Below are 14,846 nucleotides of genomic sequence, written 5' to 3' on the forward strand. Positions count from 1 at the left end.
CATTGAGCTGGTTTTTCATAGAACTCTGGTCCGGGTTCTCCGGCATCTTCATCGCATTGGCCAATCCCTCCGCCTGGCTGGCCTGGGAGGACCGCGAGAACCTGATGCGCTTCGTCTATTACGGCGCGTCGAGCGAGCTCTTCTTCGCGACCCTCTCGATCTTCATCGGCATCCTGATCGCGGGGCTCATCCACCGGCCGTTCCTGTGGGGCGTCGTGCGGTCCATCGAGTTCGGGCAGAACTGGCTCGGTCGCTTCTTCGCCTGGGCGGGGCTCGTCATGGTGCTCCAGCAGGTGATGGTCGTGTTCCTGCAGGGCCTGTTCCGCGAGAGCGCGATCAGCTTCGGCGTCGGCGACATCATCTTCACCCGCGACGTGTCGTGGTGGTCCGAGGGGCTGAAGCTCTACAACGCGATGATCGTGGCCCTCTGCGTCGCCTACACCTTCGTGCAGGGCGGGCATGTGCGGGTCGATCTCTTCTATGCCGGGGCGAGCTTCCGCACCAAGCGGGTGATCGACATGATCGGCTCGATGCTCTTCATGATGCCGGTGATGGTGATCATCTGGCTCTTCGCCTGGTTCTTCATGTGGCGCAACATGATCACGCCGCCGGTCTCGGCCACCGACAATCTGGAGCGGCTGATGACGCGCGCGCGCGCCGTGCGCTGGAACATCGAGACCATCGGCTTCAGCCCCAGCGGCTTTGACGCGTACATCCTCTTCAAGGTCCTGATCGTGAGCTTCGCGGGCCTGATGTTCGTGATGGCGTGGAGCTGGTTCTACCGCAGCCTCCTGGAGTTCATCGAGGGGCCGGAGAGCGAAGGCAAATATCTCGACAAGGATCGGCTCGGCGACGAGATCGCCGAGACCGCGGCCGAAATTCACTAGGGGACTGACGTAAATGCTTTTCGGTCTGGACGGGGTCGAGGTCGGCCTGATCATCACCTTCGCCTGCCTGTTCACGGCGATCATGTCGGGCTACCCGGTGGCCTTCGCCATCGGCGGGGCGGGCGTGATCTCCTTCGGCATCCTTGCCGCGCTGTCCGAGGCGGGCGTGCTGATCCACCAGGCGGTCGACGACCGCTCGGCGGAATACGCGGCATTGCTGGCCGAGGGGGTGGCGCGCGAGTCCATCTCGCTCTTCCGATACCCGGATCTGCCGACATATGAGCAGCCGCTCTTCCCACAGGGGTGGGAGCGGGCCTTCGACCGGACGATCTCCAACATCACCAACCGGATGAACGAGCGGGTCTTTGCCGGCCCGTCGATCGAGACGCTGCTGGCCGTCGCCATGTTCGTCCTGATGGGCATCACGCTGGAGCGCTCGCGCATCGCCAACGATCTGCTCACCACCATGGCGCGGGTCTTCGGCCCACTGCCGGGCGGCCTCGCCGTATCGATCGTGGTCGTGGGCGCATTCCTCGCCGCCTCCACCGGCATCGTCGGGGCGACCGTGGTGACGATGGGCCTGCTGGCCCTGCCGACGATGCTGCGCAACGGCTACTCGCCGGAGCTCTCGACAGGTGTGATCGCGGCCTCCGGCACGCTGGGGCAGATCATCCCGCCCTCCATCGTGATCGTCCTCCTTGGCACGCTGGCGGGCGATCTCTACTCCACTGCGCAGGAGACGCGGGCGCAGAGCTTCGGCTGCTCGGACGCGCTCACCTATCTGGGAGAGCCTGCGGTTCTGTCCGTCGGCACGCTCTTCCAGGCGGCGATCCTGCCGGGTGTCTTCCTTGCCTTCCTCTACGGCGCCTACGCGTTCGGCTTCGCGCTCTTCCGCCCGGAGAAGGCACCGCCGGTGCAGACCGAGCGGCGGGATGTGGAGATGGTAGGCCCCTACCACAACCTCACCTGGTTCCTCGCGGTGCCGGTCGCCGTGATCCTGTTCGCCATCGGCCTCGGCCAGGTCGGGCTCGCGGGCGGGCAGGGGATCAACCTCGCCAGCGCCGCCCAGCAGACGCAGCAGGCAGACCTGCGCACCAATGTATCGGAGACCTGTCAGGAGGCGATGATCTTCCGTCACGGGCAGGAGGCATGGGACGCCGCAGTCGCCCAGCAGGCGGAGATCGACGCCGCGGGCGGTGGGCAGGCCGAGGATGTGCCGCTGACCGCGGAGGAGCTGGCTGCGGCCCGCGCCGAGGCCATCGCCAACGCGGCACCGCTGTCCTCCTCGCTGATGGTGGTCTGGGTGCTCGCCGGTCTCGTCTTCGCGCTCGCCGCCGGGGTCGCACCCCGCGCGCCCGCCTGGCCGCTGCTGGTCGGCGCCGGGGGCATCGGGCTCGGGCTGCTCTTCGACGCGCTCTTCATCTCGCCGGTGGCGAGCCCGGGCGACACGTTCCTAATCCTCGCCATTCCCTATGCGATCCTGCTCTGGTCGGGCCGCATCGCCGCGCAGCGTCTGGGGCAGAACGAGCTCTTGCGCGTCGTCTTCCCGCCGCTGGTTCTGATCGTGGCCGTCCTCGGCTCGATCCTCGGCGGCATCACCAACCCGACGCCCGCCGCGGCGCTCGGGGCGGCCGGTGCGCTGCTCCTCGCCGCCTTCCGCAAGCTGGAGGATCAGGGGAAGTCCACGACGCCGATCCTGGTCACCGCGCTCGCCATCGCGCTGATGCTGATCCTCGGCACCAATTTCGATCTGCGGATGAACCTCGTGATCGTGGAGATGGAGGACCGGATCGCGTTCCTCGTGGCCATTGCATGCTACTTCACCGCGATCCTCGGGCTGCTCTACGCCTGCTGGGTCCTGTTCACGGGCCACGTGCTCACCCCGGTGGTGCGGGAGACGGCGAAGGTCACGGCGATGGTCTTTGCCATCCTGATCGGCAGCCAGATCCTTAACCTCGTGCTGATCTCCTTCGGCGGGGAGGAGTACATCCAGGACTTCCTGCGCTCGATCGACAACGAGCAGAAGGTGTTCCTGATCGTGATGCTCGTCCTCTTTATCCTGGGCTTCGTGCTCGATTTCCTCGAGATCATCTACATCGTCATCCCGATCGTCGGCCCCGTGATCTACGGCGGGACGCTCGATCCGAAATGGGTGACGATCATGATCGCGGTGAACCTGCAGACGAGCTTCCTGACGCCGCCCTTCGGCTTCGCGCTCTTCTACCTGCGGGGGGTGGCGCCGAAGAGTGTCACGACGGGCCATATCTATCGTGGGGTGGTGCCCTTCGTCGGGATCCAGGTGCTCGGCCTCGCACTCCTCTGGGCCATGCCGTGGATCGTGACGATCGTGCCGGACTGGCTGAGCTAAGCGCTGGTATGGCGCGCCTCAGGAGGGGTGCGCAGAGGCCTCCAGCATATCGAGGAAGGCGCGGCGGGTGACGCCGAGCACGATCCTGTCGCTCTGCAGCGTGTCGCGGGCGATGGCGAACTCCGCTATCTCGCCATTGTCCGCGCGCAGGATCCGGACCGCGTTGACCCAGCCGAAGCGGTCGTAGCGCAGCGTCTCCACGACGCCGAGCAGCTCGCCGTTCGCACCCTCGACCGGGCGGCCGATCAGGTGGCCGAAGGTCGTCTCCGGGATCGGCTCGGTCCGCATCTGTGCCGCGTAGCGCTCCCCCTGCGCGCGCAGCGCCTCGATCCTCTGCTGAGCGGCGGCGAGACGTTGGGCGACCCGCTCCTGCGCGGCGGCCAGCTCCTCCTGCGGGTTGGTGGCGTGCGCGGTGTAGATCCGCACCTGCTGCGCGGTGTTCGCCCGCGTCCGCCCGTCCTGCCCGACGGTTCCCCCGAACCGCACGGTATTCGCATGCATCGGCGCCGCGAGGCCCGTCATGGCCATCAGCGCGATACTGATCGCCGTTGTCATCTTGCCGGACATCGCGTCCTCCCCACCCATCGCGTTCCATTCGGGGACTTACCGATGAAATCGCCTTTGGTTGCGGTTAATTTCGGCGCGGTTGACTAAAATCTGCTGAAAACTTCGATCAGATTTGAGCCGCATCCCTATTTTAAAGAGCTTTATCGGTCTGCGGCACATGTTCGCGGTGGTCTTGTTAACGCTGATTTCTTCCGCGCTCTTCATCCGGCCATGAAAAAAGCCGCCCGGAAGTTCTCCCGGGCGGCCCTTGGAAACGTGTCGGACGCGCTTATTCGGCGTCGTTCAGCATCATGATCTGCTCGAACTCGCTGTCCGTCATGGCCAGCACAATGCCGTCATCGGTCTTCATCATCGTGTCGGTCAGGAACTGGATCGGGTGCTCCTGGGTCTCGACGCCCAGTTCAACGAGGCCGACATCACCGGCGGCGTCGCGCTGCAGGGACTCGATGCGGCCGACCAGCGTGCCGTCCATCGTGTAGACGAACTCGTTGATGATCTCGAGATTTTCGAGGTTCTGGAGTTCAGTGCCCTCGGCCATGCGGGCCTCGAGCTCGGTCTGCGTCACGATGGCCAGGATGTCGGCCTGCGTGGTGAGCTCGGCATCGGCCCCGTCGAGCGTGTCGTTGATCGCCTCGGCCGGCGTGTCGACGACGCTGACGCCCGCGGGCTCATTGCCCTCGACAGGTGCTGCGGTGGTCTGTGCGTGGGCCGCACCCATCAGGGCGGCAAGGCTGACTGCGGTTGCAAAAATCTTCATCATGAAAGTATCTCCCGTCTCTATCGGTGAAGCGATTGCCCCATCCCCTCACCAACGATCCACGGGGCAGATCGTTGCAACAAAAGGAAAAAAGGATGTCGCTGCGGTGGGTTAGGGTGTGCGGCCCGCAAGGGATGCGGGCCGCGTGTCATATCTCGATCAGAGGGCGCCGCCCGCCTCCAGCGTCGCGACGAACTCTTCGTCGGTCAGCGCGAGGGTGACGTTCTCCTCGGTCTTGAAGGCCGCGTCCGGCACCATCTGAAGGATGGTCTCGGTCTCGGCCACCGTCTCGACCCGCAGGGCGCGGATCTCACCGGCGGAGGTGCGGTCGATGCGCTCGATCCGGCCGATGGTCGTGCCGTCCAGCGTCACGACATACTCGCCGATCAGCTCGGTATTCGGCAGGTCGTGCACCGCGGTGCCGTCGGCCATGCGGCTTTCCAGCTCGCTCTCCGGCACGACGGAGGTCACCTGCGCGCGCGTCGTGATCGTGTCCTGGCTGCTGGTGAGCAGGTTGCTGATGCGCTCGCCGCCGCCCTGGATGGCGTCACCGGTCGCGGTGGCGGGGGCGCCGAGCACGCGGTCCGTCGCCTCGATCCCTTCGCCGACCAGCTCCACGGCGCCGCCGACGCCGTCGGTCACGATGTCGCCGGTCTTGGCGGCTGCGTCACCGATCGCGTCCAGCGCGCCGGTCGTGTTCTCTTCGATGGTCGTCGTCGTGTCCACCCGGGTGCCCGCGTTCTGCGCGAAAACGGCACCGGCGCTGAGGCCGAGGATGGTCGTGGCAATCAGAGTATGCTTAACGATGGTCATGGGAACTACTCCCCTTGTTACTTCTCGCATTGGCCGATCAGCCGGATGCAGGTGGTAAACGAGGAGCTGCGACAGAAGTTCACAGAAATAATTTTTCGCAAGAACGGAACTTTTTGGACCTGCGGTCCGATCACACCTTGCCGTCGGGAAGCTGGATCGCCGCGACCTGGTCCTGGATCGGGTCCAGCGACAGGGGATGCGCGCCCATGTCGAGCGCGTTGGGATCCTCGATCTCCCGCCACTGGCCGCCCAGATAGATCTCCAGCGGGCGGAAGCGGGCCTTGTAGGCCATCTTGTCGGACCCCGGCACCCAGTAGCCGAGATAGACGTAAGGCAGCCCCGCCTCGCGCGCGATGCGCACATGGTCGAGGATGAGATAGGTGCCGAGCGAGCGGCTGGGCGCATCGGGCTCGAAGAACGAGTAGACCATCGACACCCCGTCCTCCAGCACATCGGTCAGTGCTGTGGCGAGCAGGTTGCCCTGGTCGTCGGAATACTCGATGATCCGGCTCTTGACCGGCGTCTCCTCGATCATCGCGGCGAACTCGAACATGTCCATGTCGGCCATGCCGCCATCCGCGTGCCGGTGGTCGAGATAGCGGCGGAAGAGGGCATATTGCTCCTCGGTCGCCCAGGGGGAGGTGCCGTTGCGGGTCAGATCCGCGTTGCGCTTCATCACCCGCCGCTGGTTGCGCGAAAAGCTGAAATCGCTCACCCGCAGCCGGGCCGAGAGGCAGGAGGAGCAATCGGCACAAGACGGGCGGTAGAGCACGTTCTGCGAGCGGCGGAAGCCCTGGCGGGACAGCGCGTCGTTCAGCCTCTGACTGTCGGCCCCCTGCAGCGCCGTGAACAGCTTCCGCTCCACCCGGCCCGCCAGATAGGGGCAGGGTTGCGGCGCCGTCACATAGAACTGCGGTACGTTAGGAGGCAGATGACGCATGAAAACCCGATGGCAGCCGGGACGCGCAGGTGTCCCTGACCCACGTAGAGTGGGTCAGGGTCCATCGCCTGTCAATCAACAGGTGTGTTGATTGCTGTCGATCCCAGCGGGATGTCGTGCAGGGCCTGTCCGCGGGCCGTCACCACCATCAAGATGATCGAGACGACGTGGCTCACCATGAACATCAGCGACACGGTATAAAGGCCGGTATGCACGAGCGCCTGGCCGAGGCCGAAGCGCTGGCCGAAGCCATCGCGCAGCTCGATCCCCATCATCCGCATGCCCCACGTAGCCGAGCGACCCGAGAGGCTGAGCGTGCGGTAGGCGAAGTCCACCACGGCAAAGAAGGGCAGCAGAAGCCAGCCAAGGCCGAATGTCAGAAGGCCCAGCACCAGCCAAAGACCCCAGACCACCACTACGTCGATGATCCAGGCAAAGAAGCGCCGCGCTGTCACACCGTCGTAGAACTGCGGATCGGTGTCCGGATCGGGCAGCCCGCCCACGGGGCGGTAGTTGGGATTGTAGGCGCGCGTCTGACTCATGTGGTCCTCTCGTGCAGCGGCGGTGTGGTGCCATAGATCTTGATATAGGAGCGCGGCCCCAAGGGGGGAGAGGGGCCGCGCCGCGGTCGTCAGGCCGACTGTGGGGTTGCCGTCCCGGGACCGTTCTGGTCGCCGTTCATGTCATCCTGGCGCGGGTTGTCGCGCCGCTCGTTCATGAACTGGTCGAATTCCGCCTTGTCGCGGGCATTGCGCAGCCGCTCCATGAAGGCGTGGAACGCCTCCTGCTCCTCCTCCAGCCGGCGGATCGTCTCGTCGCGATAGGCGTCGAAGGCGGAGTTGCCGGACGAGCGCGAATAGGTGCGGCGATAGGATTTCCCCCAGCGGGAGTGCTTCTTGGAACAGGACATGCGGTTACTCCAGATCATGTAGAAGAGCAGGGCGAGGCCCACGGGCCAGAAGACGATGAAGCCGAGCACCATGGCGGCGATCCAGGCGCCCTTGCCGCGCTGATCGAGCCAGCTTTCGGCATTGTGGAGATAGGCGGTCGCGGTTGTCATCGGTGTCCTCTTTGTGATGTAAATGTTATTTACATTCACATAGGTGGGCGACCGGATGCCGCGGTTCAAGGGCGTGCATCCGAAATATCGCGTCTTGCCGCCGTAAACGGCCTGCTAACGCTTTTGCGGCTAGGGTTACCGCCACCCGGAGACACAGGACAGGGGGCGGCGACGTGCATTACGAGATGGATCCTGCAATGCTGGAGGCCTTTGCGGAGGCGGTGGAGCTGTCGCACTCGCCGATCTTCGTGAAGACGCTGGACGAGGTCTATCTCTTCGCCAACCGCGCCTTCCGCCGATATGTCGACAAGAACGATATCGTCGGCCGCACGGGGGAGGAGGTCTTCGACGCCGCCTCCGCCCGCAAGTTCGCCGCCGAAGACGACCGCTGCGTCAGCGAGGGGCGGGTCACCGGCCACCGCTATGGCGAGGACGGCCGCCGCTGGATCGTGGAAAAGGTCTGCGTGACCCTGCCCGATGGCTCGCCCGGCATCGTCGGCCTCGTCTTCGAGATCACCAGTTATCACGACGAACAGCAAAGCGCGCTCGCCGAACTGCGCCGCCTGAAAAGCGAGGCGGAGGCGAAGGCCCTGCTGCTGGAGGAGGCGAAGGAGAAGATCGAGTATGTGAGCCTCCACGACGCCCACACGGGCCTCGCCAACCGCCGCTACCTCGACAAGCGGCTGAAGGAGGCGGAGCGGGAGGGCGAGCGGATCGCGGTGCTCCATATCGACCTCGACCGTTTCAAGCAGATCAACGACACCTACGGGCACTTCGCCGGCGACCACGTGCTGCGGCAGGTGGCCACCACCATGACCCAGGTGAGCCGGCTCGGCGATTTCGTCAGCCGGGTCGGTGGCGACGAATTCGCCATCCTCTGCCCCCATGACGGCGACGACGCCCCGATCCTCGATCTCGCGGAACGGCTGGTCGAGCGTCTCTCCCATCCCATCCGCTACAAGGGCCTCGAATGCCGCATCGGCGCCTCGGTCGGTGTCGCGATGCCCTCCGACGACGCCGCGCCGGATCAGCTTCTCGTCAACGCCGACATGGCGCTCTACCGCGCGAAGACCGAGGGGCGGGGCCGCGTCGAACTCTTCTCTGCGGGCATGAACGATGACATGCGCGAGGATCTGCGCCTCGCCGAGGATGTGCGCCGCGGGCTGGAGGAGAACGAGTTCTGCCCGTTCTACGAACCCCAGATCGACGCACGCACGCTGGAGCTCTGCGGGGTCGAGGCGCTGGCCCGCTGGCGCCATCCCGAGGACGGGCTGCTGCTCCCCAGCCGCTTCATCGCGGTGGCGGAGCGCCATGACCGCATCGCCGACATCGACGCCGTGATCCTCAGCCGCGCCATTCAAGAAATCCGAGGCCTGCGCGCGGACGGCCACAACATCCCGCACCTCTCGGTCAACGTCTCGGGTCAGCGGCTCGCCGACGGCCGGCTCCTCGACAGCCTGCGCGGGCTGAAGCTCGAACCGGGCGAGCTCAGCTTCGAACTGGTGGAGACGATCCTCTTCGACGAGATCGACGAGAGCTGGAAATGGCAGATCGACAGCCTGCGCGAGATGGGGATCGGCATCGAGGTCGACGATTTCGGCACCGGCTACGCCTCGATCATCAGCCTGCTGCGCGTCTCCCCCGACCGGATGAAGATCGACCGCCAGTTCGTCGCCGGGGTGGTGGAGTCCGAACACGCCCGCAAGGTCATCAGCGCCATCATCGACATCGCCCGCTCGCTGGAGATCGCGGTGGTCGCCGAAGGGGTCGAGACGATGGAGCAGGTCAGCGTCCTGCGCGCGATGGGCGTCGACGCGCTGCAAGGCTGGTTCTTCAGCAAGCCGATGGACCTGGAGGAACTGGCCGCCTACGCCCAACTCCCCGCCCACGCCCGCCTCGCCAAATCCTCACCCGATGCGGCGCGGGATGCCGGGTGACGCGGAGGATAAGGGCGCTCGGCTGAACGCGTGCGCAAACCGGCCGCCCTCTTCCGGTGTGGGTGGAGCGGAAAGGAAGGTGGCGAGGTCGGGCGGCTCTGGAAGCTGACGCTAGGTGCGAGCCTCTGTGCAAGCCTAGGGCGCATGGGCCACCGCTCTGCTCGTCGAGAGCCTGCCATCGGCGTGCCGCATCCCTTCTGCACCAACCGCAGTCTCGAAGATAGACGACGCGCTTGGCTTCTTCAAAGGTGAGGGAGCAGACACGTAGTTTTCTTCGCAATGTAACTGGAGGCTGTCTAGCCGTCCGGGACCAGACCGAACCTCGCTCTACCCCAACAGCACGCCACCTCGATCGTGCGTACTCAGAAGCATTAGGCGTCGTCCGGAATGACCCCGAGGCCGCGCAGGTAGATGCCGACGCCCGACTCCAGAAGCTCCTCCGGTGAGAAGGGCGCGCGGCTGCCCGGGGCGCCGCGGGCGAAGAGTTCCACGACGCCGTGGCTCATCGCCCAGATGTGGTGGCTGACCATCGAGGGCGGGGGGCGGCGGTCCGGGGGCAGGTGGGCGGTCATCGTCTCGGCCGCCTGGGTCAGCACCCGCGTCGCGCGCTCTTCGGCCGCGGCGAGCTCCGGGTTGCCCGCCACCGACACGCCGCTTTCGAACATCGCGATGTAGTGGCCGGGCTCGCGCCGCGCGAAGTGCAGATAGGCCCGACCCACCGTCTCGAACGCCGCGATGGGCGAAGGCTGCCCGCCCGCATAGGCGTGCTCCAGAAGGTCCGCGAACATCTCGTAGCCCTGCCGCGCGACCTCCTCGATCAGCTCCTCGCGGCCCTTGAAGTGGCGGTAGGGCGCCGCGGCCGACACACCCGCCAGCCGCGCGGCCTCCGCCAGTGTAAAGCCGTTCGGCCCCTTCTCCTCGATCAGGCTCAGCGTCGCCTCGACCAGGGCCTGGCGCAGGTTGCCGTGGTGATAGCCCTTCCTCTCAGGCATCGCCGACCAGAAGCTCCGGCCCGCCCGAGATCGCGAGGTCGATCTCGCCCAGCGCGTCCATGTCCTTGCCGTAATAGGGCAGGGCGTGCAGCACCCGGCGGATCACCGCGAGCCGCGCGCGCCGCTTGTCGTCGGCGCGGACCACGACCCAGGGCGCGTGGTCGGAATGGCTGCGGGTCAGCGTCTCCTCGATCGCGGCCGTATACGCATCCCACTTCGCGAGGCCCTGCACGTCGATGCCCGAGAGCTTCCACTGCTTGAGGGGATCGCTCTCGCGCGCAAGGAAGCGGCGCAGCTGTTCGGCCCGGCCCACGGTCAGCCACATTTTGAAGAGGTGCACGCCCTCGTCGACCAGCATCTCCTCGAACTCGGGCACCTGGGCGAAGAAGCGCTCCCGCTCCTTCGGCGTGCAGAAGCCGAAGACATGCTCCACCACGCCGCGGTTGTACCAGCTCCGATCGAAGAGGGCGATGCGCCCCGTCGTCGGCAAGTGCTTGATGTAGCGCTGGAAATACCACTGGCCGCGCTCGACATCCGTGGGCTTGGCGAGCGCCACGGTCGGTGCCACCCGCGGATTGAGGTTGGCGCGAAACCGGGTGATCGCCCCGCCCTTGCCCGCCGCATCGCGCCCCTCGAAGACCACGGCGACGCGGGCGCCGCTTTCCTCCACCCAGGACTGCATCTTGACGAGTTCGATCTGCAGCCGATCGAGGGCGGCCTCGTAGTCGTCCTTGTCCATCCGGTCGTCGTAGGGAAAACCGGGGGCCAGGATGTCCTTCTTGCCCGCCTCCTCGATCGCCTCGCGCACGGCCTTGGGCGCATCGTTCTGGTAGTAGTCGGTGACCTGTCCGATCAGGCTGCGGTCCATTCGGCCTCCCTCAACCGCCCTAGCGCGGCGAACATCTCGTCAGAGCGGGTATGATGGGGCATGTGGCCCGTGTCCACCAGCCGTGTGAGGCGTGCGCGGGGCAGGGCGCCGATCAGGCGCTCGGAATGGATGTGCAGCGGCACGACGAGATCGTCGGTGCCATGCAAAAGCTCCACCGGCATGTCGAGCGCCGGATAGCGCGGCGTCATCGCGATGAGCTGCGGTTTCAGCCGGTTGATGTCGGCGGCATTCGCCCGGACGGTGCGGTAGCGCAGGGCGAGCTGCGGGGAGAGCGCGTCCGGATACCCCTCCGGCATCGGATCGGGGGCGAAGACGCGGGCGAGCGCGTCTTCCACCAGCTTCGGCCCGGCGAGCCGCGGCAGCACGGCGCTCGCCACGGGGCCAAGAACCGGCGCATCCGCGAGGGCGTAGATCCGGCCGGCCGTGCTCTCCCACTCATGGCTGGGGGCGGCGAGCAGGCAGAGGGCCGCAACGCTGTCCGGCGCATCATCGGCCCAGGCGAGTGCCACGGAGCCGCCGAAGGAATGGCCGCAAAGGACGGCCCGCGTGATCCCGAGCGCCTCCGCCGCCTTGCGCAGATGCGTGGCCTGCATGTGGATGTTGTGGGCGCTGCGGATCCGATCCGAAAACCCGTGGCCGGGGCGGTCGAACGCCACCACGTCCCAGGCTGCGGCCAGCCGGTCGAAGAGCCGGAACGACCAGTCCCGCAAGCTACCGTTGGCCCCGTGGATCAGCACCAGCTGCGGCCCGGACCCGGCGCGGCGGTAATGCACTCGCGCGCCGTCCACCGTGAGAAACGCGCCGGTCGGCGTCACCCGTCCACCCAGCCGAAGGAGACGGTCTGGTAGATCTGGTTGATCCAGTTGCCATAGAAAAGATGCGCGTGCGAGCGCCAGCGGTTCTCCGGACTCCGGCTCGGATCGTCGTCCGGGTAGTAGTTCACCGGCACGTTGATCGGCGTCCCGTTCTTCACGTCGCGGTCGTATTCCTGCTTCAGCGTCCCGCTGTCATATTCCAGGTGGTTGAACATGTAGAGCGTGCTATGCGCCGGATCCTCGACGAGGCACGGCCCCGCCTCGTCCGACGCCACCAGCGTCGTCAGCCCCGCGGTGTCGAGATCGGGTTGGCGCACCTCCGTCCACCGGCTCACCGGGACCACGAAGCGGTCGGAGAAGCCGCGCAGGTAAGGCGAGGTCGGCACCCCGACGCGATGCCAGAACGCACCGAAGAGCTTCGCGTCGAGCGCGTGCTTCTGCACCCCGTGGAAGTGGTGCAGCATCGCCTGTCCACCCCAGCAGACGGCCAGCGTGTGGTGCACATGGCTCTGCGTCCAGTCGAAGACCTCCTGCAGCTCGCCCCAGTAGCTCACCTCCTCGAACGGTTTCAGCTCGATCGGCGCGCCGGTGATGATGAGCCCGTCGAAGCGCCGCTCCCGCGCCTCGGCGAAGGTGGTGTAGAACGCCTCCATATGCTCGCGCGAGGTGTTGCGCGACTGGTGCTCGGTCATGCGGATGAGCGTGAGTTCGATCTGCAGCGGTGTCGCCCCGATCAGCCGGGCGAACTGCGTCTCCGTCTGGATCTTCATCGGCATGAGGTTGAGGAGCGCGATCTGCAGCGGCCGGATGTCCTGGCGCACGGCGCGTTCGTCGGACATGACCATCACGCCCTCGTCCGTCAGCACCTTGTGGGCGGGCAGATCGGCGGGGATCTTGATGGGCATGGGGTTTCTCCTTCCGGCGGATCGCTGATGTAGGCGGGTCCGCCGGGGGCTGCAAGTCAGCGCTTCGTGAGCGCGTCGGCCACCAACCGCTCGAAATCGGCGGCGGAGCGGATGGCGGCCACGTCCGCCGCCTCCACCGTGATGCCGTGGCGGGCGAGGGCGGCATAGCGCGCCTGCCGCGTTTCGATCACCCGGCGGAAGGACCAGCGGATGAAGGCGTCGGGGTCGACCTTGTCCGGCGCATCGCCGGTCTCGGCCAGCCAGTCGGCCCAGTTCCGCGCAAGCTCCGCCGGACGGTAGTACATCGGCTTCGGCTGCCGGTCGAAGCGGGCGACGAGCTCGTCCACATGCGCCTCATCCCCCTTGATCCAGACGAGGAGCAGGGCGGAGGTGAGCGCCGCGATCACCGGGTCATCCGGGTCCTCGGGCTCCACCACCTCGCAGATCGAGCCGCCCGTATCGCAGACGAAATGGGGATAGCCGTAGATCTCCCGCCCCCGCTCGACGAAGCGGACGGTGTCGATGAGGCTCGCAACCTCCGCCTCGCGGTGCTGCTCCTGCCGCCGCCTGTATTCCTCGATCGGGATGCCGCCCTGCGCCGGATCGCCGGGCTTGCCCAGATACGTGGACAGTGGATCGAGATTGTCGAAGGTGATGTTGGAGCCGATGTAGATCGAGTCCGACTTCAAGAGCTCCGCAAGGAACGGCACCTTCATCGCCTCGCGCTTGAAGTTGTCGACGATGTGCTCGCCCATGTAGCGCGTGCCGATCCGGTAATCGACGGAGTAGTGGAACCAGCCCCCCGTGCGGCGCAGCAGGTCCGCCACATGCGTCTTGCCGAGGCCCGACATGCCGAAGAGCGCAACCCGCTTCTCCGGCGCGGTGCGCCAGCTCTCGGGCGTGGTGTAGATCATGCTGTCCTCCGGGCGGTGCCGACCCGGATTAGCCGCTGGCCGTCCGCTTGAAAAGGGCGCGGTGCACCCGGCCGTCGATGACGATGAGACCCGCGGCGATCAGCGCCAGCCCGGCGAAGGCGGACGCGGGCAGGCTCTCCCCCAGGAATGCCGCGCCAAGGCTGATCGCGACCGCCGGGATCACAAGCGTGACCAGCAGAAGGTTGCCCGACCCGGCGATGGCGAGGATGCGGTAATAGAGGAGGTACGCCCCCGCGGTGGCGACGATGGCGTAGTAACCGATGGCGCCCCAGGTCGCCGGTTGCAGCGCCAGCGATGGCGGGCCCTCGACCGCCCAGGCGAGCGGCAGCATCACCACGAACGAGGCGCTCAGCATGCCAGCCGCAGCGACCTCCGGCGGCAGGCCCTTCAGCATCACCCGCGCCCAGACCCCGGCCAGCGCGTAGGAGATCGTGCCGCCGATCACCGCGAGCTGCGCGATGGAGCGGATGTCGAAGCTCGCCAGCGCGCTCCACCCGATGATCGTGGCGACCCCGGCGAAGCCCAGCACCGTGCCAATGCCCCGCGGCACCGTCAGCCGCTCGTCCCGCAGGAAGAGTGCCGCGGCCAGCACGCCGAAGATCGCGGTGGCGGCATTCAGGATGGAGACGAGCCCGGTCTCGATCTGCGTCTGCCCCCAGGCCATCAGCGTGAAGGGGATCACGTTGTTCAAAAGCCCCATGCCGAGGAACCCGACCCAGACCTGCCAGCCGCGGGGCAGGGCGTGGCGGCGGATCGCCACCACCGCGATCAGCACCAGCGCCGCCCACCCGACCCGGTGCACGACCGAGGTCAGGAACCCGATCTCCCTCAGCGCGATCGCGATGGAAAAAAACGAGCCGCCCCAGATCAGCCCCAGCAGGAAGAGCTGCGCCCAGGCGGCGTTGGACATGGTCTGTTGCTGCGTCATGCGGCGGACGCTAGCGGGCCGCAGATCGGCTCACCACCCGTTTCCTGCGCGAC

General features: G+C 66.5%; 15 protein-coding genes. 3 read left to right on the forward strand and 12 right to left on the reverse strand.

Annotation, left to right across the window (positions count from 1 at the left end):
* The first annotated feature begins 2 nt into the window (after positions 1 to 2).
* Positions 3 to 887, forward strand: coding sequence for a TRAP transporter small permease subunit (locus I0K15_RS18950; RefSeq protein WP_230374187.1), 885 nt, complete (start codon positions 3 to 5; stop codon positions 885 to 887).
* 13 nt (positions 888 to 900) lie between these two features.
* Positions 901 to 3,255 carry a TRAP transporter large permease gene (locus I0K15_RS18955; protein ID WP_196103038.1) on the forward strand — a complete coding sequence of 785 codons (2,355 nt, stop codon included), beginning with the start codon at positions 901 to 903 and terminating at the stop codon, positions 3,253 to 3,255.
* An 18-nt stretch (positions 3,256 to 3,273) separates the two neighbouring features.
* Here the strand turns inward: I0K15_RS18955 and I0K15_RS18960 are convergent, their stop codons facing one another.
* From I0K15_RS18960 to I0K15_RS18985, 6 genes are all read right to left on the reverse strand, one after another.
* Positions 3,274 to 3,822 carry a hypothetical protein gene (locus I0K15_RS18960; protein ID WP_196103039.1) on the reverse strand — a complete coding sequence of 183 codons (549 nt, stop codon included), beginning with the start codon at positions 3,820 to 3,822 and terminating at the stop codon, positions 3,274 to 3,276.
* A 268-nt stretch (positions 3,823 to 4,090) separates the two neighbouring features.
* The gene (locus I0K15_RS18965; RefSeq protein WP_196103040.1) at positions 4,091 to 4,582 is read right to left on the reverse strand and encodes a hypothetical protein; all 492 of its coding nucleotides are present in this window, start codon (positions 4,580 to 4,582) and stop codon (positions 4,091 to 4,093) included.
* A 156-nt stretch (positions 4,583 to 4,738) separates the two neighbouring features.
* On the reverse strand, positions 4,739 to 5,392 hold the full coding sequence (locus tag I0K15_RS18970) for a hypothetical protein (RefSeq protein WP_196103041.1): 654 nt from the start codon (positions 5,390 to 5,392) through the stop codon (positions 4,739 to 4,741).
* A gap of 130 nt (positions 5,393 to 5,522) precedes the next feature.
* The gene (locus tag I0K15_RS18975) at positions 5,523 to 6,332 is read right to left on the reverse strand and encodes an arginyltransferase (RefSeq protein ID WP_196103042.1); all 810 of its coding nucleotides are present in this window, start codon (positions 6,330 to 6,332) and stop codon (positions 5,523 to 5,525) included.
* 71 nt (positions 6,333 to 6,403) lie between these two features.
* Complete coding sequence (locus tag I0K15_RS18980; RefSeq protein ID WP_196103043.1) at positions 6,404 to 6,874, reverse strand: RDD family protein; 471 nt, start codon at positions 6,872 to 6,874, stop codon at positions 6,404 to 6,406.
* An 89-nt stretch (positions 6,875 to 6,963) separates the two neighbouring features.
* The gene (locus I0K15_RS18985; RefSeq protein ID WP_196103044.1) at positions 6,964 to 7,392 is read right to left on the reverse strand and encodes a DUF2852 domain-containing protein; all 429 of its coding nucleotides are present in this window, start codon (positions 7,390 to 7,392) and stop codon (positions 6,964 to 6,966) included.
* A 173-nt stretch (positions 7,393 to 7,565) separates the two neighbouring features.
* Between I0K15_RS18985 and I0K15_RS18990 the strand changes: the two genes are divergently transcribed.
* Positions 7,566 to 9,329 carry a putative bifunctional diguanylate cyclase/phosphodiesterase gene (locus tag I0K15_RS18990; RefSeq protein WP_196103045.1) on the forward strand — a complete coding sequence of 588 codons (1,764 nt, stop codon included), beginning with the start codon at positions 7,566 to 7,568 and terminating at the stop codon, positions 9,327 to 9,329.
* 371 nt (positions 9,330 to 9,700) lie between these two features.
* On the opposite strand, the gene I0K15_RS18995 is transcribed toward I0K15_RS18990, so the two are convergent.
* Genes I0K15_RS18995 through I0K15_RS19020 form a run of 6 tightly spaced genes read right to left on the reverse strand, consistent with a single transcriptional unit; the run spans position 9,701 to position 14,793 of the window.
* Complete coding sequence (locus I0K15_RS18995; RefSeq protein ID WP_196103046.1) at positions 9,701 to 10,321, reverse strand: TetR/AcrR family transcriptional regulator; 621 nt, start codon at positions 10,319 to 10,321, stop codon at positions 9,701 to 9,703.
* Positions 10,314 to 11,189, reverse strand: a complete 876-nt coding sequence (gene ppk2 / locus I0K15_RS19000) for a polyphosphate kinase 2 (RefSeq protein ID WP_196103047.1) — start codon at positions 11,187 to 11,189, stop codon at positions 10,314 to 10,316. The genes I0K15_RS18995 and ppk2 overlap by 8 nt, the downstream gene beginning before the upstream one ends.
* Entirely contained in the window at positions 11,174 to 12,025 is an 852-nt protein-coding gene (locus I0K15_RS19005; RefSeq protein WP_196103048.1) for an alpha/beta fold hydrolase, read from the reverse strand. Before I0K15_RS19005 ends, ppk2 begins: the two co-directional genes overlap by 16 nt.
* Positions 12,022 to 12,930, reverse strand: a complete 909-nt coding sequence (locus tag I0K15_RS19010) for a homoserine O-succinyltransferase (protein ID WP_196103049.1) — start codon at positions 12,928 to 12,930, stop codon at positions 12,022 to 12,024. Before I0K15_RS19010 ends, I0K15_RS19005 begins: the two co-directional genes overlap by 4 nt.
* A 56-nt stretch (positions 12,931 to 12,986) precedes the next feature.
* Positions 12,987 to 13,844, reverse strand: coding sequence for an ATPase (locus tag I0K15_RS19015; RefSeq protein ID WP_196103050.1), 858 nt, complete (start codon positions 13,842 to 13,844; stop codon positions 12,987 to 12,989).
* Positions 13,845 to 13,872: 28 nt separating this feature from the next.
* Positions 13,873 to 14,793 carry a DMT family transporter gene (locus tag I0K15_RS19020; protein ID WP_196103051.1) on the reverse strand — a complete coding sequence of 307 codons (921 nt, stop codon included), beginning with the start codon at positions 14,791 to 14,793 and terminating at the stop codon, positions 13,873 to 13,875.
* Between the last annotated feature and the right edge of the window lie 53 nt (positions 14,794 to 14,846).

The organism is Pontivivens ytuae (genome assembly GCF_015679265.1).
Lineage (GTDB): Bacteria > Pseudomonadota > Alphaproteobacteria > Rhodobacterales > Rhodobacteraceae > Pontivivens > Pontivivens ytuae.